The sequence below is a fragment of the Dickeya sp. MK7 genome, from assembly GCF_000406305.1.
Lineage (GTDB): Bacteria > Pseudomonadota > Gammaproteobacteria > Enterobacterales > Enterobacteriaceae > Dickeya > Dickeya fangzhongdai.
Window position 1 is genome coordinate 248559 of the sequence record NZ_CM001984.1, and the last position, 18295, is coordinate 266853.

The window sequence follows — 18295 nt, forward strand, 5'->3', positions numbered from 1 at the left end:
CTGATAAAATTTGACGCAACATGCGGTAAAAGGGCATCATTTGATGCCCTTTTTCTACGCTGTTGTCGTAGAACCTATCTCATCAGCGATTGTGCAGTATAATCATTGGTGAGATAGGCTCTGTGTAAGCGGTGTGAGTCCCGGATTGCTTGATTTTAGAATACTTTCCGGTCTGGTTTGCCCTTACGGCAGGGCAAAATTATTTGTCTGAATCTAGTGACAGGTTGGTTTATGAGTGCGAATACCGAAGCTCAGGAGAGCGGGCGTGGTCTTGAGGCGCTGAAATGGCTGGTCGTTGCAGTATTGCTGATCGCGGCAATTGTAGGTAATTACTACTACCGTGAATTCAGCTTGCCGCTGCGTGCATTGGCTGTGGTTATTTTAATTGCTGCTGCGGGCGGCGTGGCATTGCTGACGACGAAAGGCAAAGCAACTGTTTTGTTTGCGCGTGAAGCCCGGACCGAAGTTCGCAAGGTGATCTGGCCGACCCGGCAGGAAACATTGCACACCACTCTGATCGTTGCTGCTGTAACTGCCGTTATGTCGCTGATTCTGTGGGGACTGGATGGCATTCTGGTGCGTCTGGTATCGTTTATTACTGGCCTGAGGTTCTAAGATGTCTGAAGCTCCAAAGAAACGTTGGTACGTCGTTCAGGCGTTTTCTGGCTTTGAAGGTCGCGTAGCACAGTCTCTGCGTGAACATATCAAGCTCCATAACATGGAAGACCACTTTGGTGAGGTAATGGTACCGACCGAAGAAGTGGTTGAAATTCGTGGTGGCCAGCGTCGCAAGAGCGAGCGCAAATTCTTCCCGGGCTACGTGCTGGTACAGATGGTGATGGATGATGCCAGCTGGCATTTGGTCCGTAGCGTACCGCGCGTCATGGGGTTCATCGGCGGGACGTCCGATCGCCCTGCGCCGATCAGCGATAAAGAAGTAGACGCTATCATGAACCGTCTGCAGCAGGTGGGCGACAAGCCGCGGCCGAAAACGCTGTTCGAACCGGGCGAAATGGTGCGCGTCAACGACGGCCCGTTTGCCGATTTCAACGGTGTGGTGGAAGAAGTCGATTACGAGAAAAGCCGCCTGAAGGTTTCCGTCTCCATCTTTGGTCGAGCGACCCCTGTCGAGCTGGATTTCAGCCAGGTTGAAAAAGGCTAATCACTGCCTAAATTCGATACTTGTATCCGGCGCGAAATTGACCTACAATTTCGCGCCTTTGTTTTATGTGTCACTAAGACGCATAACATGTTTATAAATCGCGGGGAGCTTCTTCGTGAAGCGTTATTACCCATTAGAGGAAAGCTAAATGGCCAAGAAAGTACAAGCCTATGTCAAGCTGCAGGTTGCAGCTGGTATGGCTAACCCGAGTCCGCCAGTTGGTCCGGCTCTGGGTCAGCAGGGTGTTAACATCATGGAATTCTGTAAGGCATTCAACGCCAAAACAGAAAGCCTGGAAAAAGGTCTGCCGATTCCGGTTGTTATCACTGTTTACTCCGACCGTTCCTTCACCTTCGTTACCAAAACTCCGCCGGCATCCGTACTGCTGAAAAAAGCGGCTGGTATCAAGTCTGGTTCCGGTAAGCCGAACAAAGACAAAGTGGGTAAAGTGACCCGTGCTCAGGTTCTGGAAATTGCCCAGACCAAAGCGGCGGACATGACTGGTGCTGACGTGGAAGCCATGGCGCGTTCCATTGAAGGTACTGCTCGTTCCATGGGCCTGGTAGTGGAGGACTAAGAAATGGCTAAGCTGACCAAGCGCATGCGCGTGATCCGTGACAAAGTTGATGTAACCAAACAATATGACATCAACGAAGCCGTTGCCCTGCTGAAAGAGCTGGCCACTGCTAAATTTGTTGAAAGTGTTGACGTTGCCGTAAACCTGGGCATCGACGCACGTAAATCCGACCAGAACGTCCGTGGCGCGACTGTACTGCCGCACGGTACTGGCCGTACTGTTCGCGTCGCTGTATTTACTCAGGGTGCCAACGCTGAAGCTGCTAAAGCCGCCGGCGCTGACCTGGTAGGTATGGATGACCTGGCTGAGCAGATCAAGAAAGGCGAGATGAACTTCGACGTAGTTATTGCTTCTCCGGATGCAATGCGCGTTGTTGGTCAACTGGGCCAGATCCTGGGCCCGCGCGGCCTGATGCCGAACCCGAAAGTGGGCACTGTAACCCCGAACGTTGCTGAAGCTGTGAAAAACGCTAAAGCTGGTCAGGTGCGTTACCGTAACGACAAGAACGGTATCATCCATACCACTATCGGTAAGGTTGATTTCGACGCTGATAAACTGAAAGAAAACCTGGAAGCTCTGCTGGTTGCGCTGAAAAAAGCCAAACCGGCTCAGGCGAAAGGCGTTTATATCAAGAAAATCAGCCTGTCCACCACCATGGGCGCTGGCGTTGCCATCGATCAGAGCGGCCTGAACGCAGTCGCAAACTGATAGCTTTTGTTCCTCTTTACCCGGGCGAGGGATTTCTTTATAATCTTACGCCCGTTGTTCTGTAAATGAACAAGAGACGATTTTTCGGTTGGAGCCTGGCCTAATCCAGGCCTCCGTCCAAGACCGCAGGTGTTTCGTCAGAAACTTAATTTTCCTGCGTAGACGGTGACAGAGCCTAAAGAACATTTTTATTCTTTTTTAAAGAATAGTCCTGCTGGATTCTGCTCACCGTGTTTCAGCGCCTGTCTCCGTTTTGGCGGCAGGTGAAGTGAGTTCCGGAGATTTTCTCCGGCTAAATCCAGGAGCAAAAGCTAATGGCATTAAATCTTCAAGACAAACAAGCGATTGTTGCTGAAGTCAGCGAAGTGGCCAAAGGCGCGCTGTCTGCGGTAGTTGCGGATTCCCGCGGCGTTACCGTAGATAAAATGACTGAACTGCGTAAAGCAGGTCGTGAAGCTGGCGTATACATGCGTGTTGTTCGTAACACCCTGCTGCGCCGCGTCGTTGAAGGCACTCAGTTTGAATGCCTGAAAGACACGTTTGTTGGTCCGACCCTGATTGCATACTCTATGGAGCACCCGGGCGCTGCCGCTCGTCTGTTCAAAGAGTTCGCGAAAGCGAATGCAAAATTTGAGGTTAAAGCTGCGGCCTTTGAAGGTGAGTTGATTCCGGCGGCTCAAATTGACCGTCTGGCAACGCTGCCGACTTACGAAGAAGCAATTGCACGCCTGATGGCGACCATGAAAGAAGCCTCTGCTGGCAAACTGGTCCGCACTCTGGCTGCTGTTCGCGATCAGAAAGAAGCTGCTTAATCGCACTTTTCCTGTTATCGCATTTGCTAACGTATAAACTTTTTCTGATTGTTAGGAACAATTGTCATGTCTATCACTAAAGATCAAATCATTGAAGCAGTAGCGGCTATGTCTGTAATGGACGTTGTTGAGCTGATCTCTGCAATGGAAGAAAAATTCGGCGTTTCTGCTGCTGCCGCTGTTGCTGTAGCTGCTGCTGGCCCGGCTGAAGCTGCTGAAGAGAAAACCGAGTTCGACGTTATCCTGAAAGCTGTTGGCGCTAACAAAGTTGCCGTTATCAAAGCAGTTCGTGGCGCAACTGGCCTGGGTCTGAAAGAAGCGAAAGACCTGGTTGAGTCTGCTCCGGCCGCTCTGAAAGAAGCCGTGAGCAAAGATGACGCTGAAGCTCTGAAAAAATCTCTGGAAGAAGCTGGCGCTGAAGTTGAAGTTAAATAAGCCAACCCTTCCGGTTGCAGCCTGAGTTATCAGGCTGATGGCTGGTGACTTTTTGGTCACCAGCCTTTTTGCGCTGTAGGGTGTCGGTAGCGTTTCACACTGTTTGACTACCGATTTCCCGTCAATGCTTGTTTCTATCGACGACTTAATATATTGCGTCAGGGCGTTCGTTCTGTGTAAAGCGTAATGAAATGATTTAAGAGTGATAGAAACAGGTATTGCGGAAAGTGTTCCACTTTCCGATCGACATAAATGGTGTCGCATGAACCGCCCTTTTCAGGGTGGACAAAGTGGGTCGACTTGTCAGCGAGCTGAGGAACCCTATGGTTTACTCCTATACCGAGAAAAAACGCATTCGTAAGGATTTTGGGAAACGTCCACAAGTTCTGGATATCCCATATCTCCTTTCTATCCAGCTTGACTCGTTCCAGAAGTTTATCGAGCAAGATCCGGAAGGCCAGTACGGTCTGGAAGCGGCATTCCGTTCCGTATTTCCTATCGCAAGTTACAGCGGTAATTCCGAGCTGCAGTACGTGAGTTATCGTCTGGGTGAGCCGGTATTTGACGTTCAAGAGTGTCAAATCCGCGGTGTTACCTTCTCCGCGCCGCTGCGCGTGAAACTGCGTCTGGTGATCTACGAGCGCGAAGCGCCGGAAGGCACCGTTAAAGACATCAAAGAACAAGAAGTGTACATGGGCGAGATTCCGCTCATGACCGACAACGGTACCTTTGTCATCAATGGTACTGAGCGTGTTATCGTTTCTCAGTTGCATCGTAGCCCGGGCGTGTTCTTTGACAGCGACAAGGGTAAAACCCACTCTTCCGGTAAGGTGCTGTATAACGCACGTATTATTCCTTACCGTGGTTCCTGGCTGGATTTTGAATTCGACCCGAAAGACAACCTGTTTGTCCGTATCGACCGTCGCCGTAAACTGCCTGCTACCATCATTCTGCGTGCGCTGAGTTACTCCACCGAAGAAATTCTGGATCTGTTCTTCGATAAAGTGGTGTACGAAATCCACAACAACAAGCTGCAGATGGAGCTGGTGCCGGAACGTCTGCGTGGCGAAACTGCGTCGTTCGACATCGAAGCTGACGGTAAAGTCTACGTTGAGAAAGGCCGCCGCATCACCGCGCGCCATATTCGTCAGCTGGAAAAAGACGGCATCGAGCGCATTGAAGTACCGGTCGAATACATCGCCGGTAAAGTGCTGGCTAAAGATTACGTGGATGAAAGCACCGGTGAAGTGATCGCGATGGCGAACATGGAACTGTCGCTGGATCTGCTGGCTAAACTGAGCCAGGCGGGTCATAAGCGTCTCGACACGCTGTTCACCAATGATCTGGACCACGGTCCGTACATGTCCGAGACCCTGCGTGTCGACCCGACCAACGATCGCCTGAGCGCGCTGGTCGAAATCTACCGCATGATGCGTCCGGGCGAGCCGCCGACACGTGAAGCGGCCGAGACGCTGTTCGAAAATCTGTTCTTCTCCGAAGATCGTTACGATCTGTCCGCGGTTGGTCGTATGAAGTTCAACCGTTCCCTGCTGCGCGAAGAAATCGAAGGTTCCGGGATTCTGAGCAAAGCGGACATTATCGATGTGATGAAAAAACTCATCGATATCCGTAACGGTAAGGGCGAAGTCGACGATATCGACCATCTGGGCAACCGTCGTATCCGTTCCGTGGGCGAAATGGCGGAAAACCAGTTCCGCGTCGGTCTGGTGCGTGTTGAACGTGCGGTGAAAGAGCGTCTGTCTCTGGGCGATCTGGATACGCTGATGCCGCAGGACATGATCAACGCCAAGCCGATTTCCGCAGCGGTGAAAGAGTTCTTCGGTTCCAGCCAGCTGTCCCAGTTTATGGACCAGAACAACCCGCTGTCCGAAATTACGCATAAACGCCGTATTTCCGCATTGGGCCCAGGCGGTCTGACCCGTGAGCGCGCCGGCTTTGAAGTTCGAGACGTACACCCGACCCATTACGGCCGCGTATGTCCTATCGAAACGCCGGAAGGTCCGAACATCGGTCTGATCAACTCGCTGTCTGTGTACGCACAGACCAACGAATACGGCTTCCTGGAAACCCCGTATCGCCGTGTACGCGATGGCGTGGTGACCGACGAAATCCATTACCTGTCGGCGATTGAAGAAGGCAACTACGTTATTGCTCAGGCGAACACCAACCTGGATGACGAAGGTCACTTCATCGAGGAACTGGTTACTTGCCGTAGCAAAGGCGAATCCAGCTTGTTCAGCCGCGATCAGGTTGACTACATGGACGTTTCCACCCAGCAGGTGGTTTCCGTCGGTGCGTCCCTGATTCCGTTCCTGGAACACGATGACGCCAACCGCGCCCTGATGGGTGCGAACATGCAACGTCAGGCGGTACCGACTCTGCGCGCTGACAAGCCGCTGGTGGGCACCGGTATGGAACGTGCGGTCGCGGTGGACTCCGGTGTAACCGCCGTTGCCAAACGCGGCGGTCTGGTCCAGTACGTGGATGCGTCCCGTATCGTGATCAAGGTTAATGAAGATGAAATGTACCCGGGCGAAGCCGGCATCGACATCTACAACCTGACCAAATACACCCGTTCCAACCAGAACACCTGCATCAACCAGATGCCGTGCGTGTCGCTGGGCGAGCCGGTTGAGCGTGGCGATGTGCTGGCCGACGGCCCGTCCACCGATCTGGGTGAACTGGCGCTGGGTCAGAACATGCGCGTCGCGTTCATGCCCTGGAACGGTTACAACTTCGAAGACTCCATCCTCGTTTCCGAGCGTGTGGTGCAGGAAGACCGTTTTACCACCATCCACATTCAGGAACTGGCGTGCGTGTCCCGTGACACCAAGCTGGGGCCTGAAGAGATTACTGCCGATATCCCGAACGTGGGTGAAGCAGCGCTCTCCAAGCTGGATGAATCCGGCATCGTTTACATCGGTGCGGAAGTGACCGGCGGCGATATTCTGGTCGGTAAAGTGACGCCGAAAGGCGAAACCCAGCTGACGCCGGAAGAGAAACTGCTGCGCGCCATCTTCGGTGAGAAAGCGTCTGACGTGAAAGACTCTTCTCTGCGTGTGCCGAACGGCGTTTCCGGTACGGTTATCGACGTGCAGGTCTTTACCCGCGATGGCGTGGAAAAAGACAAACGTGCGCTGGAAATCGAAGAAATGCAGCTCAAGCAGGCGAAGAAAGACCTGACTGAAGAACTGCAGATTCTGGAAGCCGGCCTGTTTGCCCGTATCCATGACGTGCTGGTTGCCGGCGGCATCGAAGCGGACAAACTGGACAAGCTGCCGCGCGAGCGTTGGCTGGAACTGGGTCTGACCGACGAAGAGAAGCAGAACCAGCTGGAGCAGTTGGCCGAGCAGTATGACGAACTGAAACACGAATTCGAGAAGAAACTCGAAGCCAAACGCCGCAAAATCACCCAGGGTGATGATCTGGCGCCGGGCGTGCTGAAGATCGTCAAAGTGTATCTGGCTGTTAAGCGTCAGATCCAGCCGGGTGACAAGATGGCAGGCCGCCACGGTAACAAGGGTGTTATCTCCAAGATCAACCCGATCGAGGATATGCCTTACGACGAGAACGGTACGCCGGTCGATATCGTACTGAACCCGCTGGGCGTACCGTCACGTATGAACATCGGTCAGATTCTGGAAACCCACCTGGGTATGGCTGCCAAAGGCATCGGCGACAAGATCAACGCCATGCTCAAGCAGCAGCAGGAAGTGGCCAAGCTGCGCGAGTTTATCCAGAGAGCTTATGACCTGGGTAACGACGTGCGCCAGAAAGTCGACCTGAACACCTTCAGCGATGAAGAAGTGCTGCGTCTGGCGGAAAATCTGAAGAAAGGTATGCCGATCGCCACGCCGGTGTTCGACGGTGCCAAGGAAAACGAGATCAAAGAGTTGCTGAAACTCGGCGATCTGCCGACTTCCGGTCAGATCCGTCTGTTCGACGGCCGTACCGGCGAGCAGTTCGAGCGTCCGGTTACCGTGGGCTACATGTACATGCTGAAACTGAACCACCTGGTGGATGACAAGATGCATGCCCGTTCTACCGGCTCTTACAGCCTGGTTACCCAGCAGCCGCTGGGTGGTAAGGCGCAGTTCGGTGGTCAGCGCTTCGGTGAGATGGAAGTGTGGGCGCTGGAAGCTTACGGCGCAGCCTATACCCTGCAGGAAATGCTGACGGTGAAATCCGATGACGTGAACGGCCGTACCAAGATGTACAAAAACATCGTGGATGGCGATCACCGGATGGAACCGGGCATGCCGGAATCCTTCAACGTACTGTTGAAAGAAATCCGCTCCCTGGGTATCAACATCGAGCTGGAAGAAGAGTAATCCCAGCCTGATAGCGCTGCGAGCATTCGTTACAGGGGCACCTGAACCGTGTTTTTAACGGCATGGTTCAGGTGTCTGACAGGTCTAACTCCGACAGGAGCCAATCCGTGAAAGACTTATTAAAGTTTCTGAAAGCGCAAACTAAAACCGAAGAGTTTGATGCGATCAAAATTGCTCTGGCCTCGCCAGACATGATCCGTTCCTGGTCTTTTGGTGAAGTGAAAAAGCCAGAAACCATCAACTACCGTACGTTCAAACCGGAACGTGACGGCTTGTTCTGCGCCCGTATTTTTGGGCCGGTAAAAGACTACGAGTGCTTGTGCGGTAAGTACAAGCGCCTGAAACACCGTGGCGTGATTTGTGAGAAGTGCGGCGTTGAAGTGACCCAGACCAAAGTGCGCCGTGAGCGCATGGGCCACATCGAGCTGGCGTCTCCGACCGCTCACATCTGGTTCCTGAAATCCCTGCCGTCCCGTATCGGCCTGCTGCTGGATATGCCGCTGCGCGATATCGAACGCGTACTGTACTTTGAATCCTATGTGGTGGTCGAAGGCGGCATGACCAATCTGGAGCGCCGTCAGATCCTGACTGAAGAGCAGTATCTGGACGCGCTGGAAGAGTTCGGTGACGAATTCGACGCCAAGATGGGCGCCGAGGCGATCCAGGCTCTGCTGAAAAACATGGATCTGGAGCAGGAATGCGAACAGCTGCGCGAAGAGCTGAACGAAACCAACTCCGAGACCAAACGTAAGAAGCTGACCAAGCGCATCAAGCTGCTGGAAGCGTTCGTGCAGTCCGGCAACAAGCCGGAGTGGATGATCCTGACCGTGCTGCCGGTGCTGCCGCCGGATCTGCGTCCGCTGGTTCCGCTGGACGGCGGTCGTTTCGCGACCTCCGATCTGAACGATCTGTACCGTCGCGTGATCAACCGTAACAACCGTTTGAAACGCCTGCTGGATCTGGCTGCGCCGGACATCATCGTACGTAACGAAAAACGTATGCTGCAGGAAGCGGTGGATGCGCTGCTGGATAACGGCCGTCGCGGTCGTGCGATCACCGGTTCCAACAAGCGTCCGCTGAAATCGCTGGCTGACATGATCAAAGGTAAGCAGGGTCGTTTCCGTCAGAACCTGCTGGGTAAGCGCGTGGACTACTCCGGTCGTTCCGTAATTACCGTTGGTCCGTACCTGCGTCTGCACCAGTGCGGTCTGCCGAAGAAAATGGCGCTGGAACTGTTCAAACCGTTCATCTACGGCAAGCTGGAACTGCGTGGTCTCGCTACCACCATCAAAGCCGCCAAGAAAATGGTGGAACGCGAAGAAGCCGTGGTATGGGATATCCTGGATGAAGTCATCCGCGAGCACCCGGTACTGCTGAACCGTGCGCCGACCCTGCACCGTCTGGGTATTCAGGCGTTCGAACCGGTACTGATCGAAGGTAAAGCCATTCAGTTGCACCCGCTGGTGTGTGCGGCGTATAACGCCGACTTCGACGGTGACCAGATGGCTGTTCACGTACCGCTGACGCTGGAAGCCCAGTTGGAAGCGCGTGCGCTGATGATGTCCACCAACAACATTCTGTCGCCGGCGAACGGTGAGCCGATCATCGTTCCGTCTCAGGACGTGGTGTTGGGTCTGTACTACATGACCCGTGACTGTGTTAACGCCAAAGGCGAAGGCATGGTGCTGACCGGTCCGAAAGAAGCCGAGCGTATCTATCGCGCTGGTCTGGCTTCGCTGCACGCTCGCGTGAAGGTGCGTATTACCGAGCACCAGAAGAATGCGCAGGGCGAGTGGACGCAGAAAACCAGCCTGATCGACACTACCGTGGGTCGTTCTATCCTGTGGATGATCGTGCCGAAAGGTCTGCCTTACTCCATCGTCAACCAGGCGCTGGGTAAGAAAGCGATCTCCAAGATGCTGAACACCTGCTATCGCGTGCTGGGTCTGAAGCCGACGGTTATTTTTGCCGACCAGATCATGTACACCGGTTTTGCTTACGCGGCGCGTTCCGGTTCTTCCGTTGGTATCGACGATATGGTCATTCCGGCGAAGAAAGTGGAAATCATCAGCGAAGCGGAAGCCGAAGTTGCCGAGATCCAGGAGCAGTTCCAGTCTGGTCTGGTAACCGCGGGCGAACGTTACAACAAAGTCATCGACATCTGGGCCGCGGCGAACGAGCGTGTGGCCAAGGCGATGATGGAAAACCTCTCTACCGAAACGGTGATCAACCGTAACGGCGAAGAAGAGAAACAGGTTTCCTTTAACAGCATCTTTATGATGGCCGACTCCGGTGCGCGTGGTTCTGCGGCACAGATTCGTCAGCTGGCGGGGATGCGTGGTCTGATGGCGAAGCCGGACGGCTCCATCATCGAAACGCCGATCACTGCGAACTTCCGTGAAGGTCTGAACGTACTCCAGTACTTCATCTCCACCCACGGTGCGCGTAAAGGTCTGGCGGATACCGCGTTGAAGACAGCGAACTCCGGTTACCTGACTCGTCGTCTGGTTGACGTGGCGCAGGACCTGGTGGTGACCGAGGACGATTGCGGTACCCACGAAGGCATCATGATGACGCCGGTTATCGAAGGCGGCGACGTGAAAGAGCCGCTGCGTGAGCGCGTACTGGGCCGTGTAACTGCGGAAGACGTGCTGAAACCGGGCACCGCAGACATTCTGGTTCCGCGCAACACGCTGCTGAACGAGAAATGGTGTGACCTGTTGGAAGAAAACTCGGTCGACGCGGTGAAAGTACGCTCCGTAGTAGGTTGTGAAACCGACTTCGGCGTGTGCGCCAAGTGCTACGGTCGCGACCTGGCGCGTGGTCACATCATCAACAAAGGTGAGGCCATCGGGGTTATCGCGGCGCAGTCCATCGGTGAACCGGGTACTCAGCTGACGATGCGTACGTTCCACATCGGTGGTGCGGCATCCCGTGCGGCAGCCGAATCCAGCATTCAGGTGAAAAACAAAGGTAGCCTGAAACTGACCAACGCCAAGTTCGTTAAGAACAGCGCCGGCAAGCTGGTTATCACCTCGCGTAACACCGAGCTGAAACTGATCGACGAATTCGGTCGTACCAAAGAAAGCTATAAAGTGCCTTACGGCGCGGTTATGGGCAAAGGCGACGGCTCAGAAGTTAACGGTGGCGATACCGTAGCTAACTGGGATCCGCATACCATGCCGGTTATCACCGAAGTGGGCGGTAGCATTCGCTTTACCGATATGATCGATGGCCAGACGATTACTCGTCAGACCGACGAACTGACCGGCCTGTCCTCCATCGTGGTACTGGACAGTGCGGAACGTACCGGTGGCGGTAAAGACCTGCGTCCGGCGCTGAAAATCGTTGACGCTAACGGCGACGACGTACTGATTCCGGGCACCGACATGCCGGCGCAGTACTTCCTGCCGGGTAAAGCGATTGTCCAGCTGGAAGACGGTTCTCAGATCGGCGCGGGTGACACCCTGGCGCGTATTCCGCAGGAATCCGGCGGTACCAAGGATATTACCGGTGGTCTGCCGCGCGTTGCCGACCTGTTCGAAGCCCGTCGTCCGAAAGAGCCGGCGATTCTGGCGGAAATCAGCGGCGTGGTGTCCTTCGGTAAAGAAACCAAAGGCAAACGTCGTCTGGTGATCACGCCGGTTGACGGCAGCGAACCGTACGAAGAGATGATTCCGAAGTGGCGTCAGCTCAACGTGTTCGAAGGCGAACGTGTGGAACGCGGCGACGTGATTTCCGACGGTCCGGAATCTCCGCATGACATCCTGCGCCTGCGCGGCGTACACGCGGTAACCCGTTATATCGTGAACGAAGTGCAGGAAGTTTACCGACTGCAGGGCGTGAAGATTAACGATAAACACATCGAAGTTATCGTTCGTCAGATGCTGCGTAAAGGCACCATCGTCAATCCGGGCAGCTCTGAGTTCCTGGAAGGCGAGCAGGTGGAAATGTCGCGCATCAAGATCGCCAATCGTCAGTTGGAAACGGACGGCAAGATTTCGGCAACTTACAGCCGCGACCTGCTGGGTATCACCAAAGCGTCTCTGGCTACCGAGTCCTTCATCTCCGCTGCGTCGTTCCAGGAAACGACCCGCGTGCTGACGGAAGCGGCGGTTGCCGGCAAACGCGATGAGCTGCGTGGCCTGAAAGAGAACGTCATCGTGGGTCGTCTGATCCCTGCCGGTACCGGCTATGCGTACCATCAGGATCGCATGCGCCGCCGTCAGGCTGGCGAAGTCCCGGCAGTGGCTCAGGTGAGCGCGGATGAAGCATCTGCCAACCTGGCTGAACTGTTGAACGCGGGCTTTGGCAGCAGCGACGACGAATAACCGTCAGTTTCACCGATAATAAAAAACCGTACCTTAGCGATAAGGTGCGGTTTTTTTTATATTCTTATTTCACATGAAGATCTTTTATTGACGACCGTGACTGTTTAAAAATGGTCGATTGCGGAACTCACCCAGTGGGCCGTCGCAAGCGACGTTAAAAAACGCTTTCAGCGTTTTTTTAGTGGCGGGGAAAAGACATAATTGCGCTATAACATCAGCATGGAAGTTTCATAAGGAATGTCCGATGCGATTCACGACAACGCTTTCAGGCATCATTCTGGTTTTGCTGTCCGGCAGCGCGTTCAGCGCCGGCGAGATGCCTTCCGGTTATCCGACTCCGGTGCAGAAGGTATTCAGGCACTGGCAGATTACCTGCAACAACCTGAATGACTGCGACATCAGGAACAATGACCCGTACCTGCGTGTGACGCTAAAGCGTGAAGCGGGCGCTCAGGGCAAAATCTCATTGGACTTCGATCTGGCCGATAAGCGTCAGGCGCTGTATCTGGATGGCGTCCGCTTTCAACTGACCCAGCCAGCCTGGCAGACGGATGAGGAAGAAGGCGCGTTCTACGTCCATACCGATCAACTGGATGTGATCCAGCAGTTTGTGCTGGCGGCCAAAAACGCCAAACGGCTGTCGCTGTCGGAGCACAGTGGTAGTCAGAGTAATAATCAGGAAGAATCCATCTCGCTTAACGGCCTGAATGCAGCGTTATTGCTGGCGGATGAACGGCAGGGGCGCCTGAATAACCTCAGCGCATTATTGCAGGTCGGCAATGGTGAGGTGGCGCAGGTGCCGCCGGTACCGGTGGGACAGGAAATCAACCCGGCTTATACCCAGCCGCCGCCGCTGACCAATGCGAAGACGCTGATTAACGGCGTGATCAGCGCTAAAAAAACCTTGCTGGAAGAGGAAGACTGCGGGTTGAGCAAAGAAGCCCGCCAGTTGAGTGAGGCCGAACCGCTGACCAACGAGCTGGCGCTGGTGATGCTCAACTGCGGCATGGGAGCCTATCAGTCCTCCAGCATGCTGTTTGTCACTCCACGCAATAACCCGCAGGCCGCGCAGTTGCTGGAATTGCCAAGGCCGATTCGCCCGGCGGACAGCCGTGAGGAAAAAATCCGTTGGTTTACCGAAGCGGACTATGACCCGGAAAGCGGCATGTTGTATCACTCGGCGAAAGGGCGCGGCATCGCCGACTGCGGCGAAAGCGCGCAGTGGGTGTTTGACGGCAAGACTTTTCAGCTTGTGGCCTACAACTATCAGCCGGAATGCAACGGCGGGCAGCCGGGCGACTGGCCGTCAGTATGGGCGATGCCGGGCTACCCGACCGAGTAGCCCGACACGATGTTGACAGGACCGGCGCGGGTTGTGTCTCTCCGCCCGCGCTGGCCGAGGATGAGGCGGAGCAGGCGGTAGGTTTCTGCTCCGGCTGTATCAGCCCACGCACTGTAACAACCGCCCGGCGGCACAGCGACGGGCAATTCGGCGATGTGCGCAGCGGTACGCAGACCATCGCCTTCTCTCGGTATTGATTGCTTTTTTCTGCGCAGTGTCTCGCATATTCTGCCCTGCCTCCGCGTTATTCGACTCGTTATCGTTTGTTCGTTGCTACCATAAATTGTCCACATCCCGGCGCGTCAGCCCCATGTCCTCCAACCGGTTGTTGTCCAGTCGACGTAGCGCCTTCCGTGCCTGTACTCGCTGTCGCCAGGCGTGCCAGCGTTGGCGGAAATGATGAAGGAAGAAACGCGGGCCGACGGCGGTATTTGAAGGGCGGTGTGGCTGTGTCATGGTGGTATCCCCGGTGAACTGTGCTGGAAATAGTGTGCAACCGGTGAGTTTTAGGATACAGATGCAGAAAATGGCTATTCTGATCATACAGAGGAACGGTTAGGCGATCTGAATTGCGATTTTTTGTGTGATCTGTACCTGTTTTTGGCGCTCAATTCATGGTTTAAAGAAAACAAGCAATTATCGCGATAAGGCGTTGCCAAACGCCGCGGCTTTCCAGACAGGCGGCCGTGGCCGCCTATAATCGTGGTGCTGCTTGCTAAATCCTGTCCGGCCAGTTCCGGTAAAGGCGCTGTATGTCTTCCCGTTTCAGGCCGATATCTTTGAGACGTTCATCGTTCAGTTCATTCAGGATTTTGCGGGTCTGGTGGTGCTGGTACCAGATCCATAATCGCCGTAGCAGGCGCAGTTGAATGGGCATGTGGGGGGATGACTCAAGGCGATGGGGAGGGAATAGTATCGTCATGGCGATTCTCCGCAGGTGATGACCCTTATTATCATGGCAAACCCATCTGTCTGGTTTTAGAGGCAGTCTTGGATTTTATTTTTGATACAGATGAGCGATATGACGATCTGAATGGTCGTTTACGCCGCATTCTGTATGGAAACCAGAAGGAAAATACATCAATGACGCGATATCAGCTTCTGGCCACTTTATTGGCGCAGCGAATTGAACAAGGGCTGTATCAGAGCGGCGAGCGTTTGCCATCGGTACGTGCGTTAAGTCAGGAGCATGGCGTCAGTATCAGCACGGTTCAGCAGGCATATCATTTGCTGGAAGAGAAGCGGCTGATCGTACCGTTGCCTCGTTCGGGATATTTCGTTAAACCCCGTATGGCGGCCGCGCCGATTCCGGCAATGACTCGCCCGGTACAGCGCCCGGTGGAGATTAACCGGTGGGATTCGGTACTGAATCTGCTCCGTTCCCGCGCCGATCCGGAAATTCTGCAGCTGGGGGGGAGTCTTCCCGATCTGGCGCAAAGCACGCTGAAACCATTGTGGAAGAACATTAATCGTATCGGGCAAAAACAGGATATCGCCACTATGGGTTATGACTGTCCGGATGGTCTGCCGCTGTTGCGTGAACAAATTGCCCGACTAATGATTGATAGCGGCTGCCAGCTATCGGCGCAGGATATCATCGTTACTCATGGTTGTACGCAAGCGCTGTCGATTGCGATACGGGCGGTGTGTGATCCCGGCGATATCGTTGCCATTGAGTCGCCGGTGTTTCATTGCATCATGCAGATACTGTGCGGTCATGGCATCAAGGTGATTGAAATTCCTACTGACTTTGCCAGCGGGATAAGCCTTGAAGCGCTGGAGCTGGCGCTGGAGCAATGGCCGGTGAAGGCGGTGCTGACGGTGCCGAGTTGCAACAATCCGCTGGGGTTCGTTATGCCGGAACATCGCAAACGAGCATTGATGACGCTGGCGCAACGTTATGACATCGCCATTATTGAAGATGATGTGTATGGGGATCTAACGTATGACTATCCGCGGCCGATTACCCTGAAATCCCTCGATTATGATGGGCGGGTTCTGACATGCAGCTCTTTTTCCAAAACGCTGGCCCCCGGCCTACGAATCGGCTGGGTGGCGCCGGGGCGTTATCTGGATCGGGCGCTGTATATGAAGTACACCAGCACCGGAGCGATATCCATATATTTCCAACAGGCGGTGGCCGAATTTATCCAGCAGGGATATTACATGCCGCATGTACGCCGAATGCGTTCGTTCTATCAGCGCAATCTGGAAGCGTTAGTCAACCTGGTGCGCCGTGTGTTTCCGGATACGATTTGTCTCAGCCGCCCGCAAGGCGGGTTTGTACTGTGGGTTGAGTTGCCTGAAGAGTTTGATGGCGTACGGTTGAATCACAGTCTGGCTAACAAAAAAATCAGGATTTATGAAGGGGAGCTGTTTTCTGTAGGCGGGAAATACCGTCATTGCCTGCGATTGAGTTATGCCTTGCCATTAACACCGGAGAGGGAGGCGGCCATTATCACATTAGGGAATGTGATTGTCGGGGAGCTTGCCAGCAATCCGGTGGCGGGGTAGACGTTCAAATACCACTAAACCAATTATACCCCTGATCTTCCCAGTAGCCGCCGGGGTTGGTGTCGCTGACGAACAGTGCTGCGATATGTTTGGCGTTTTTGAAGCCGAGTTTGGTGGGGACGCGCAGCCGCAGCGGGTAGCCGTAGTCGGCGGGCAGCGCCTGATCGCCGAATTCCAGCGCCAGAATGGTTTGCGGGTGCAGGGCGGTCGCCATATCAATGCTGGAGTAATAGCGGTCGGCGCACTTGAAGCCGACATAGCGGGCGGTGAGGTCAGCGCCGATATGCTGCAGGAAGAGGCGCAGCGGAATGCCGCGCCACTGGCCGATAGCGCTCCAGCCTTCGATGCAGATCAACCGGGTAATCTGTGTTTCCTGCGGTAGCTGGCGCAGCTGCTCCAGTGTCCAGATTCCCTTTTTCTCCACCTTGCCTGAAACCTCCAGACGATAACTGTCCAGATCGATCTCCGGCACATTGTATTCTGGATAAAAGGCGTTAAACGGAAATGGCTGGGTTATCTGATTCGGGCGATAGCCGGGAGCCAGCCGCTGTCCGCTGAATAGCCACGCCTGTACCCGGTCGTTACAGCGCGACATCGCCCACAGCACCTTGTCGACGCTGTCGCCGTCTTGCATATTGCAGCCGGTAAGCATCGCCACGGCGCCGAGCGTCAGCCCGGAGCGCAACATCAGGCGGCGTTCCAGATTCACCAGCTGTTTTTTCTGGTCCGGCTCCAGTATCAGCGGCGTGCGGCGCGGCGATTTATCACTCATGTTTGCCTCCGGTCAGCATCGCCCACAGCGTACGCGGGACTACCAGCACCATCACCACGTGGATCACCACAAACAGGCCGATTCCGCTCATGGCAAAGAAATGCACGTAGCGAGCGGCGGCGAAACCGCCCAACAGATTGGTCAGCCCCTGCAACTGCACCGGTTTCCAGAGAGCCAGCCCGGACAGCACCAGCAATACGCCCAGCGCGATAACGCCGAAATACATCAGCTTCTGAATGGCGTTGTACTGGAAGGATTCGTGCCGCAGGCGGAAGGTCAGCGCCAGCCGGATATCGCGCCGGAGCGATGCCGGCGTGAGCGGCAACCAGCGTCGCCGCCAGTGCCCGCTGCACAGGCTCCACAACACATACAGCAAGCCGTTGCTCACCAGCAACCACATCACCGCCAGATGCCAGCCGATAGCGCCGCCCAGCCAGCCGCCTAACGTGATGGCTTGGGGAAAGCGGAAAGCAAACAGCGGCGAGGCGTTGTAGATTTCCCAGCCGCTCATGAACATAGTGGTCATCGCCAGCAGGTTGACCCAGTGGGTGAGCCTGACCGGCCAGGCGTGTACGGGAGGTGATGTTTGCATCGCTGTGCCTTGATTACATCGGCGGCACGGTGCCGTCTTTCCCGGCCGAAATGGCGATGGCGACCCGGTTGCCCTGCTCGTCGACGTTGGAGAACAGTACGATATGCGTGCCCGGTTGCAGCAGGCTGCGATCGCCGGGTGCGATGCTGACGATAGGCACGTCATCCGGCACCACCACGGTTTTCTGTTCGCCGTTGTAAGTGACGGTCAGGGTGCGGCCGTTGCTGTTTACCAGCTTGCCGACGGTGCCGTTGGTCATGGTGCCGCTTTTACCGTCGGCGGATTCCCACGGCCGGTGACCTTCGCCGGCGCCGCGCAGGCTGGCGTCGAACACATGCACTTCCAGCGCTTTCAGCGTGCCGTCCGGTTGGGGAATGGCGGCGGTGCCGATGAAACTGTCCGGTTTGATGGTGTCCGGGCTGGCTTTGGTCACGCTCGTCACCCGGGTCCGGTCGGTCAGTTTGACATCAATTTTTTGCCCTTTACGGTCGGTCAGTTGTAACTGGTTGTCCGATATTGCGCTGATGGTACCGCGTACCGGCGGTTGCGGTTTGGCGGGGGTATCGGCGGCGAAAGACCATTGGCTGCATAGCAGCAACGAGGAAAACAGCAGTCCGGTAAAACGATGACGTATCATGATGACAGGCTCCTGGGTTGGCGTTTTCCCCCATCATGGTGAGGCCATCAGGTCGTCAGGA

At 55.1% G+C, this 18295-nt stretch carries 15 protein-coding genes; 10 read left to right on the top strand and 5 right to left on the bottom strand.

Annotated features, from left to right (window positions below):
- Positions 1-231: 231 nt before the first annotated feature.
- From secE to DXXMK7_RS01260, 9 genes are all read left to right on the top strand, one after another.
- Positions 232-615 (top strand): preprotein translocase subunit SecE, encoded by a 384-nt coding sequence (secE, locus tag DXXMK7_RS01220; RefSeq protein ID WP_033568032.1) that lies wholly within the window; start codon positions 232-234, stop codon positions 613-615.
- Between the two features lies 1 nt (position 616).
- Positions 617-1162: a transcription termination/antitermination protein NusG gene (nusG, locus tag DXXMK7_RS01225; RefSeq protein WP_015848189.1), complete on the top strand. Its 546-nt coding sequence runs from the start codon at positions 617-619 to the stop codon at positions 1160-1162.
- Positions 1163-1310: 148 nt separating this feature from the next.
- Positions 1311-1739 (top strand): 50S ribosomal protein L11, encoded by a 429-nt coding sequence (rplK, locus tag DXXMK7_RS01230; RefSeq protein WP_015855385.1) that lies wholly within the window; start codon positions 1311-1313, stop codon positions 1737-1739.
- Between the two features lie 3 nt (positions 1740-1742).
- Positions 1743-2447 carry a 50S ribosomal protein L1 gene (rplA, locus tag DXXMK7_RS01235; RefSeq protein ID WP_038917498.1) on the top strand — a complete coding sequence of 235 codons (705 nt, stop codon included), beginning with the start codon at positions 1743-1745 and terminating at the stop codon, positions 2445-2447.
- 314 nt (positions 2448-2761) lie between these two features.
- Positions 2762-3259 (top strand): 50S ribosomal protein L10, encoded by a 498-nt coding sequence (gene rplJ / locus DXXMK7_RS01240; RefSeq protein WP_012882962.1) that lies wholly within the window; start codon positions 2762-2764, stop codon positions 3257-3259.
- 66 nt (positions 3260-3325) lie between these two features.
- A complete protein-coding gene (rplL, locus tag DXXMK7_RS01245; RefSeq protein WP_015855383.1) occupies positions 3326-3694 on the top strand; it encodes a 50S ribosomal protein L7/L12 in 369 nt (122 codons plus the stop codon).
- Positions 3695-4017: 323 nt separating this feature from the next.
- The gene (gene rpoB, locus DXXMK7_RS01250; protein WP_038663343.1) at positions 4018-8046 is read left to right on the top strand and encodes a DNA-directed RNA polymerase subunit beta; all 4029 of its coding nucleotides are present in this window, start codon (positions 4018-4020) and stop codon (positions 8044-8046) included.
- A gap of 107 nt (positions 8047-8153) precedes the next feature.
- Positions 8154-12377: a DNA-directed RNA polymerase subunit beta' gene (gene rpoC / locus DXXMK7_RS01255; RefSeq protein WP_038917499.1), complete on the top strand. Its 4224-nt coding sequence runs from the start codon at positions 8154-8156 to the stop codon at positions 12375-12377.
- A 244-nt stretch (positions 12378-12621) separates the two neighbouring features.
- Entirely contained in the window at positions 12622-13719 is a 1098-nt protein-coding gene (locus DXXMK7_RS01260) for a DUF1176 domain-containing protein (RefSeq protein WP_038917502.1), read from the top strand.
- Between the two features lie 273 nt (positions 13720-13992).
- Here the strand turns inward: DXXMK7_RS01260 and DXXMK7_RS21500 are convergent, their stop codons facing one another.
- A complete protein-coding gene (locus tag DXXMK7_RS21500; RefSeq protein ID WP_071605139.1) occupies positions 13993-14175 on the bottom strand; it encodes a DUF1127 domain-containing protein in 183 nt (60 codons plus the stop codon).
- A 259-nt stretch (positions 14176-14434) separates the two neighbouring features.
- Positions 14435-14641, bottom strand: coding sequence for a DUF1127 domain-containing protein (locus tag DXXMK7_RS22235; protein WP_082202679.1), 207 nt, complete (start codon positions 14639-14641; stop codon positions 14435-14437).
- A 161-nt stretch (positions 14642-14802) separates the two neighbouring features.
- Between DXXMK7_RS22235 and DXXMK7_RS01265 the strand changes: the two genes are divergently transcribed.
- The gene (locus tag DXXMK7_RS01265) at positions 14803-16233 is read left to right on the top strand and encodes a PLP-dependent aminotransferase family protein (RefSeq protein WP_038917503.1); all 1431 of its coding nucleotides are present in this window, start codon (positions 14803-14805) and stop codon (positions 16231-16233) included.
- A 4-nt stretch (positions 16234-16237) separates the two neighbouring features.
- Here the strand turns inward: DXXMK7_RS01265 and DXXMK7_RS01270 are convergent, their stop codons facing one another.
- From DXXMK7_RS01270 to DXXMK7_RS01280, 3 genes are read right to left on the bottom strand one after another with little or no spacing between them, the layout of a single operon-like run.
- Entirely contained in the window at positions 16238-17005 is a 768-nt protein-coding gene (locus DXXMK7_RS01270; RefSeq protein ID WP_038917504.1) for a molybdopterin-dependent oxidoreductase, read from the bottom strand.
- A complete protein-coding gene (locus DXXMK7_RS01275) occupies positions 16998-17597 on the bottom strand; it encodes a cytochrome b/b6 domain-containing protein (RefSeq protein WP_038917505.1) in 600 nt (199 codons plus the stop codon). The genes DXXMK7_RS01270 and DXXMK7_RS01275 overlap by 8 nt, the downstream gene beginning before the upstream one ends.
- 13 nt (positions 17598-17610) lie before the next feature.
- Complete coding sequence (locus DXXMK7_RS01280; RefSeq protein ID WP_038917506.1) at positions 17611-18234, bottom strand: hypothetical protein; 624 nt, start codon at positions 18232-18234, stop codon at positions 17611-17613.
- Positions 18235-18295: the final 61 nt, after the last annotated feature.

Coding starts and splice junctions, on each gene's coding strand:
- DXXMK7_RS01265 (WP_038917503.1), top strand. CDS start 14,803: ATGACGCGATATCAGCTTCTGGCCACTTTATTGGCGCAGCGAATTGAA.
- DXXMK7_RS21500 (WP_071605139.1), bottom strand. CDS start 14,175: ATGACACAGCCACACCGCCCTTCAAATACCGCCGTCGGCCCGCGTTTC.
- DXXMK7_RS01280 (WP_038917506.1), bottom strand. CDS start 18,234: ATGATACGTCATCGTTTTACCGGACTGCTGTTTTCCTCGTTGCTGCTA.
- rplA (WP_038917498.1), top strand. CDS start 1,743: ATGGCTAAGCTGACCAAGCGCATGCGCGTGATCCGTGACAAAGTTGAT.
- DXXMK7_RS01275 (WP_038917505.1), bottom strand. CDS start 17,597: ATGCAAACATCACCTCCCGTACACGCCTGGCCGGTCAGGCTCACCCAC.
- rpoB (WP_038663343.1), top strand. CDS start 4,018: ATGGTTTACTCCTATACCGAGAAAAAACGCATTCGTAAGGATTTTGGG.
- DXXMK7_RS01260 (WP_038917502.1), top strand. CDS start 12,622: ATGCGATTCACGACAACGCTTTCAGGCATCATTCTGGTTTTGCTGTCC.
- DXXMK7_RS01270 (WP_038917504.1), bottom strand. CDS start 17,005: ATGAGTGATAAATCGCCGCGCCGCACGCCGCTGATACTGGAGCCGGAC.
- DXXMK7_RS22235 (WP_082202679.1), bottom strand. CDS start 14,641: ATGACGATACTATTCCCTCCCCATCGCCTTGAGTCATCCCCCCACATG.
- nusG (WP_015848189.1), top strand. CDS start 617: ATGTCTGAAGCTCCAAAGAAACGTTGGTACGTCGTTCAGGCGTTTTCT.
- rplK (WP_015855385.1), top strand. CDS start 1,311: ATGGCCAAGAAAGTACAAGCCTATGTCAAGCTGCAGGTTGCAGCTGGT.
- rplJ (WP_012882962.1), top strand. CDS start 2,762: ATGGCATTAAATCTTCAAGACAAACAAGCGATTGTTGCTGAAGTCAGC.
- rplL (WP_015855383.1), top strand. CDS start 3,326: ATGTCTATCACTAAAGATCAAATCATTGAAGCAGTAGCGGCTATGTCT.
- secE (WP_033568032.1), top strand. CDS start 232: ATGAGTGCGAATACCGAAGCTCAGGAGAGCGGGCGTGGTCTTGAGGCG.